The following is a 5,575-nucleotide window of genomic DNA, read 5'->3' on the forward strand; positions in this document are numbered from 1 at the left end:
CCCCCCCCCCCTTTTTTTAATGAGACGGCGCCCACCGACATCTACCCGAGCCTTATCGGCGGCAGCGTCAGAGGTGTATAAGAGACCACCGACGGGTGGTGTGCTGCCGCGTCCTGCGGTTACCGTGGATTCGGCTTGAAGTATTAGGGACCAAGTGGGGATTTGATGGACCAACAGAGCACCCGCACCGACATCACCGTCAACGTCGACGGTTTCTGGATGCTCCAGGCGCTGCTGGACATCCGGCATGTCGCGCCCGAGCTGCGGTGCCGGCCATATGTGTCGACCGACTCGAGCGACTGGCTCAACGAGCATCCCGGACTGGCGGTGATGCGCGAGCAGGGCATCGTCGAGAACGACGAGGTGAACGAACATGTGGCCGCGCGGATGAGGGTGCTCGCGGCACCGGACCTCGAAGTGGTCGCTCTGTTGTCCCGAGGCAAGCTGGCCTACGGCGTCCTCGATGACGAGAATCAGCCCCCGGGTTCCCGCGATATCCCCGACAACGAATTCCGGGTGGTTCTGGCCCGCCGCGGTCAGCATTGGGTGTCGGCCGTTCGGGTGGGCGGCGAGATCACCGTCGACGATGTCGCCGTCGCGGACAGCGCCTCGATCGCGTCCCTGGTGATCGACGCGCTGGAGTCCATTCACCACGCGGAGCCCGCGGCAATCAACGCGGTCAACGTGCCGCTGGAGGAAATGCTGGAAGCGACGAAGTCGTGGCAGGAGTCGGGGTTCAACGTGTTTTCCGGGGGAGACCTGCGGCGGATGGGAATCAGCGCCGCCACCGTGGCGGCCCTGGGTCAGGCGCTGTCCGACCCGGCAGCCGAAGTTGCCGTGTATGCCCGCCAGTACCAGGACGACGCCAAGGGCCCGAGTGCGTCGGTCCTGTCCCTCAAAGACGGCTCCGGCGGCCGCATCGCCCTCTACCAGCAGGCCCGCACCGCGGGTTCGGGGGAGGCATGGCTGGCCATCTGTCCGGCGACCCCCCAGCTCGTGCAGGTTGGCGTCAAGACTGTGCTGGACACCCTTCCCTACGGCGAGTGGAAGACCCATAGCAGGGTTTGAACGTTCGCGCGAAACACAGAGTTTACCAATGTCTTTGCGCTCAACATGCGGTTGAGCTGCGAACACGGCATACTTCTTGCAAGACATCAGCAAATCCGGTGTCAACGACAACTCTTAATCGCAAGGCGAGGCAGATGGAATTCCAATTAGCCGGAATGCACTCTGCGAGGGGCCACAGCACCTCGTCGAGTACACCGGCGCACGCCCGCGCGCGACTGGCGGCATGGGCTGACACATTCATCACAAGGAGTGCAAGGCGATGACTGCGGTAGTTGAAGTACCACAGCCTGACGTAGAGGGAATCTCGCAGCCACAGGCAGTCGTCGTCGGCGTGATGGCCGGCGCGGGTGTCCAGATCGGCGTCCTGCTGGACGCCAACGCGCCCGTCTCGGTGATGACCGACCCGTTGCTGAAGGTGGTCAACAGCCGGCTGCGGGAGCTCGGTGAGACTCCGCTGGAGGCGTCGGGCCGGGGCCGCTGGGCACTGTGCCTGGTGGACGGTTCGCCGCTGCGGGCCACCCAATCGCTGAGCGAGCAGGACGTCTACGACGGCGACCGGTTGTGGATACGATTCATCCCCGACACCGAGCATCGCTCGCAGGTCATCGAGCACATCTCCACCGCGGTCGCGGCGGACCTCAGCAAGCGATTCGCCGCGATCGATCCGGTGATCGCGGTGCAGGTCGGTGCGTCGATGGTGGCCATCGGGGTGACGACCGCGGCCGGCCTGCTCGGCTGGTGGCGTTGGCACCACAACTCGTGGCTTCCGACCGTGTACGCGGGCGTGATCGGTGCCGTGGTGTTGGGCGTTTCGCTGATGCTGTTGATGCGGGCGCGCTCGCAGCAGGAACGGCGCGTCGCCGACACCATGCTGTTGAGCAGCCTCGCACCCGTGTCGATCGCGGCGGCGTCGGCGCCGCCCGGCGGCGTGGGATCGCCGCACGCCGTTCTGGGTTTCGCCGTCCTCACCGTGGGCGCGATCCTCGCCTTACGGTTCACTGGTCGCCGGCTGGCGATCTACACCGCCATCGTCACCGTCAGCCTGATCACGGCGGTGGCCGCGCTCGCGCGCATGGTGGCCATGACAAGCGCCGTGACGCTCTTCACCTGCACCGTGCTGGTATCGGTGATGATCTACCAAAGCGCACCGGCGATCTCGCGACGGCTGGCGGGCATCCGGCTGCCCGTCTTCCCGTCGGCGACCAGTCGGTGGGTGTTCGAGGCCCGGCCCGACCTGCCCACCACCGTGGTGCGATCCGACGGTGGTCCTCCGGTCCTGGAGGGCCCCGCCTCGGTCCGCGATGTGTTGACCCAGGCCGAGCGCGCCCGCTCCTTCCTGTCGGGTTTGCTGATCGGGCTCGGCGTGCTGATGATCGTCTCGCTGACCGCGCTGTCTGATCCGCACACCGGGCAGCGCTGGCTGCCGCTTCTGCTGGCGGGATTCAGCGCGGGATTCCTGATGCTGCGCGGCCGCTCCTACGTCGACCGCTGGCAGGCGATCACCCTGGCCGGAACCGCCGTGCTGATCGTCGGTGCGGTCGTATTGCGCTACGCGCTGGTACTGCAGAGCCCGCTCGCGGTCTCGATCAGCGCGGCGATCCTGGTTCTGCTGCCGGCCGCGGGACTGACATCTGCGGCCGTAGTGCCGAACACGGTCTACAGCCCGCTATTCCGCAAATTCGTGGAATGGATTGAATACCTCTGCCTGATGCCAATATTCCCGCTGGCATTGTGGTTGATGAATGTCTATGCAGCAATCCGCTATCGCTGACGCCAAGGTGTGGCGTGGTCGCGCATCCGCCGCGACCGTCGCCGCCACCTTGCTGGCGTCGGGCGCGTTGGCCGGCTTGCCGCCCGCCTACGCCATCTCGCCTCCGACGATCGACGCGGGCGCGGTCCCGCCGGATGGTCCGCCGGGGCCCGGGGCGCCGATGAAGCAGAACTCGTACTGCACCGAGGTCGGTGTGCTGCCCGGGACGGATTTCCGGCTGCAGCCCAAGTACATGGACATGCTGAATCTGCAGGAGGCGTGGCAGTTCGGCCGGGGCGCCGGGGTGAAGGTGGCCGTCATCGACACCGGCGTGACGCCGCACCCCCGGTTTCCGCACCTGATTGCCGGCGGTGACTACGTCATGGCCGGGGACGGATTGTCCGACTGCGACGCGCACGGCACCATCGTGGCGTCCATGATCGGTGCGGCACCGGCCAACGGCGCTGGAGTGCCGCCGGCGGCGCCGCGCAAGCCGGTCACCATCCCCACTACAGAGCCGCCGCCGAAAGCGCCACCGCCGCAGACGGTCACCCTGTCACCGCTACCCCAGACCGTGACGATGGTCCCGCCGCCGCCTCAGTCTCAGTCTCAGGAACAAGCGCCACCCCCGGGTCCCTTCGGGGCGCCGCCGGCACCGGCGGCTCCCGCGGCGCCAGCCCCCGCGGGGCCGCCCCCGGGACCATCGCAAGGTGGCCAGGGCCCCGTTGGGCAAGCGCCGGCGGTCAGCCACGGCAGCGGTACGGTGACCATCCCCAATTACGCCGGTGGCGGGCGCGCCGCCAACGTCGACAACCTGCGCGGCCCGCGCCCACTCGACCCGCCGCCGCCGCCACCGCCGCCGCCACCAGCAAACGCCGGTCCGGACGCATTCAGCGGAGTAGCCCCGGATGTCGACATCATCGCGATCCGGCAGTCCAGTCAGGCGTTCGGCCTCAAGGACGCCTACACCGGTGACGAGGATCCGCAGACCTCGGCCAAGATCGACAACGCCCAAACGATGGCGCGGGCGATCGTGCATGCAGCCAACCTCGGGGCTCAGGTCATCAACATCTCCGATGTGACCTGCATGAGCGCGCGCAACATCATCGATCAGCGTTCGCTGGGCGCGGCAGTGCGCTATGCGGCGGTCGACAAGAACGCCGTCATCGTGGCCGCCGCCGGCGACACCAACAAGAAGGACTGCAAGCAGAATCCGTCCCATGATCCGTTGCAGCCCAACGATCCTCGCAACTGGAGCGCGGTCACCACGGTCGTGACGCCGTCCTGGTTCAGCGACTACGTCCTGACGGTCGGCGCGGTCGACACCGAGGGCCGCCCGCAGAGCCAGGGCAACCAGGGCCAGGCATCGACGAGCGTGGCGGGGCCGTGGGTCGGGATCGCCGCGCCCGGAACGGACGTCGTCGGACTCTCGCCCCGGGACGACGGGCTGATCAACGCGATCGACGGACCGGACAACACGCTGCTGGTTCCGTCGGGCACCAGCTTCTCGGCGGCGATCGTGTCCGGCGTCGCGGCGCTCGTGCGGGCAAGGTACCCGCAGCTATCGGCCTATCAGGTCATCAACCGGCTGACCCGTACCGCTCGTGCGCCCGCGCGCGGCGTGGATAACCAGGTCGGTCATGGTGTCGTCGATCCGGTGGCGGCACTGACCTGGGATGTGCCCGACGGTCCCGTGAAACCGCCGCAGCAACTTTCGGCACCGCTGAACATTCCGAAACCCGTCCCGCACCGGGATATGGTGCCAGTGTGGGTGGCAGCCGGAGGCTTGCTAGCGGCGCTACTCATCGGCGGCGGGGTGTTCGGTACGGCGACGCTGATGAAGCGATCGCGGAAACAGCAATAAGGGTGGAGCAGCTTTCATGAAGCGTCAGCGCAGCTTTGGGTTGGCTTTGTCGTGGCCGCGGCTGACCACTGTGTTCTTGGTCGACGTGGTGATCATGGTGGTGGCCAGTCACTGCCCCGAATCCTGGCAGGGCACGTATCGCATCGCGTTCTGGGTGGGTGCCGCCCTGGCCCTGCTGGTGACGCTGGCGTCGCTGGTCACTTACCACGGCCTCACCGTGACGACGGGGCTGGCAACGTGGCTGTGGGATTGGTCGGCCGACCCGGGCTCCGCACTGGCCGCCGGTTGCACTCCGGCCCTCGATTATCAGCGCAAGTATGGTCGCGACAAGGTCGGTGTGCGGCAGTACGAAGGCCAACTGGTCACGGTGATCGGCATCAGCGGTGGCGACGACGACTCGGCCTCGCGCCTTCGTCACCGGCACGCGGCACCCACGCTGTTGGTGTCAGCCGTCGCTTCGGGCCTGCGCCAGTTCGACATCCATCTCGACGACATCGACATCGTGTCGGTGAAGGTCCGTCGCGGCGGCAATGCCGCCGAGCTGTCGAAGCTGGACGACTGGGGCCCCGAGGAGTGGGAGGTGGCCAACGACGCACCCACCTCCTACGTTCGCCGCACCTGGCTGGTGCTACGGATGAACCCGCAGCGCAACGTCGCCGCCGTGGCGGCCCGCGATTCGCTGGCGTCGACCCTCGTTGCGGCCACCGAGCGGCTCGCCCAAGATCTCGACGGGCTGACCTGCGCGGCCCGGCCCTTGACCGCGGAGGAGATCGCGGAAGTCGATCGCGCGGTGCTGGCCGATCTGGAACCGACCTGGAGCCGCCCCGGCTGGCGCCGTCTCAAGCACTTCAACGGGTTCGTCACCAGCCTGTGGTTGTCGCCGTCCGACGCAC

4 protein-coding genes are annotated in these 5,575 nt (G+C 67.5%); all 4 read left to right on the plus strand.

What is annotated here, in order from left to right; translation table 11 throughout:
* The first annotated feature begins 165 nt into the window (after positions 1–165).
* A complete protein-coding gene (locus tag A5652_RS09035) occupies positions 166–1,068 on the plus strand; it encodes an ESX secretion-associated protein EspG (RefSeq protein ID WP_067349468.1) in 903 nt (300 codons plus the stop codon).
* Positions 1,069–1,327: 259 nt separating this feature from the next.
* Positions 1,328–2,839, plus strand: coding sequence for a type VII secretion integral membrane protein EccD (eccD, locus tag A5652_RS09040; protein ID WP_067349473.1), 1,512 nt, complete (start codon positions 1,328–1,330; stop codon positions 2,837–2,839).
* Entirely contained in the window at positions 2,817–4,682 is a 1,866-nt protein-coding gene (locus A5652_RS09045; RefSeq protein ID WP_067349476.1) for a S8 family serine peptidase, read from the plus strand. The genes eccD and A5652_RS09045 overlap by 23 nt, the downstream gene beginning before the upstream one ends.
* Before the next feature lie 16 nt (positions 4,683–4,698).
* A partial coding sequence (gene eccE, locus A5652_RS09050) for a type VII secretion protein EccE (RefSeq protein WP_067349480.1) occupies positions 4,699–5,575 on the plus strand: 877 nt, incomplete at its 3' end.

The sequence above is a fragment of the Mycobacterium sp. 1165178.9 genome (assembly GCF_001673555.1).
GTDB lineage: Bacteria > Actinomycetota > Actinomycetes > Mycobacteriales > Mycobacteriaceae > Mycobacterium.

Excerpts from the sequence above, each read along its gene's own strand:
- A5652_RS09035 (WP_067349468.1), top strand. The coding sequence starts at position 166 with ATGGACCAACAGAGCACCCGCACCGACATCACCGTCAACGTCGACGGT.
- eccD (WP_067349473.1), top strand. The coding sequence starts at position 1,328 with ATGACTGCGGTAGTTGAAGTACCACAGCCTGACGTAGAGGGAATCTCG.
- A5652_RS09045 (WP_067349476.1), top strand. The coding sequence starts at position 2,817 with ATGCAGCAATCCGCTATCGCTGACGCCAAGGTGTGGCGTGGTCGCGCA.